This is a genomic window from Tepidimonas sp. (genome assembly GCF_046292505.1).
Classification (GTDB): Bacteria; Pseudomonadota; Gammaproteobacteria; order Burkholderiales; family Burkholderiaceae_C; genus Tepidimonas.
On the sequence record NZ_JBKBQX010000134.1, the window covers coordinates 1 to 965 of the forward strand.

At 55.9% G+C, this 965-nt stretch carries 2 protein-coding genes; both read right to left on the reverse strand.

Annotation, left to right across the window (positions count from 1 at the left end; translation table 11 throughout):
• The coding region (locus ACK4TH_RS12265) for an ABC transporter ATP-binding protein (RefSeq protein ID WP_409626853.1) at window positions 1-512 on the reverse strand (512 nt) is incomplete at its 3' end.
• 29 nt (window positions 513-541) lie between these two features.
• A partial coding sequence (locus tag ACK4TH_RS12270) for an ABC transporter permease (protein ID WP_409626855.1) occupies window positions 542-965 on the reverse strand: 424 nt, incomplete at its 5' end.

Below are 965 nucleotides of genomic sequence, written 5' to 3' on the forward strand. Positions count from 1 at the left end.
GCTTCGCGAATTTTCGCGTCGAGTGCCGACAGTGGCTCATCCAGAAGCAGCAAACGCGGCTCATTGGCCAAAGCCCGTGCGAGCGCTACGCGCTGTTGCTGACCCCCTGAGAGCTGCCAGGGATAACGTGACACAAGGTGCGACAGCTCAACCCGATCAAGCATCTCGGCTACACGCTTACGATATTGGGACCCCGGTACACCAGCTACACGCAGTCCGAATCCTACGTTTTCTTCCACTGTCATATTTGGAAACAGTGCGTAGGACTGAAATACCATACCCACCCGGCGCTGCGCTGTGGGCATATAGGTGATATCTTGCCCGTCCAGGATGATCTTCCCCGTCTGCGCCTGTTCGAGCCCAGCAATCATGCGCAGCACTGTGGTTTTGCCACACCCCGAGGGGCCGAGGAAAGTCAAAAATTCACCACGCTGGACACTGAGTGAAAAATCATATACCACGATTTGATCGCCATAGCGCTTATGCAGCTGGATGAGTTCGAGATAAGCCATAAAAGATTTTCCGCCTACCTTGGGGTAACCTACAATGGGCTGGTGCTGGCTGCCCCGTGGCGCCCGAGCAAGTTGATCAGCCCCATGCACCCCCAGGTCAGCGCAAACGCCAAAATTGCTAAGGCCGCGGGCTCATAGGCGCTGTTGGCGCCAACTATTTGCATATAAGGGCCGAATGCTGGGCGGTTGAGCAAGCTGGCAATGGTAAACTCGCCCATCACAATGGCAAACGTCAAGAAAGCGCCCGAAAGTATTGCAGAGCGCAGGTTTGGTAAGATCACGCGCAGCAAAATCGTTAGCCGACCGGCGCCTAAAACCTGGGCTGCCTCAGTCAGAGTTTTTACGTCCATAGCCTGCAAGCCGACGTCCACACTGCGGTACAGGTAGGGCATCGTCAGCGTCACATATGCCACCACCAGTAGCGCGTTGGTGCCCCCATTGGTATCGGTCAGC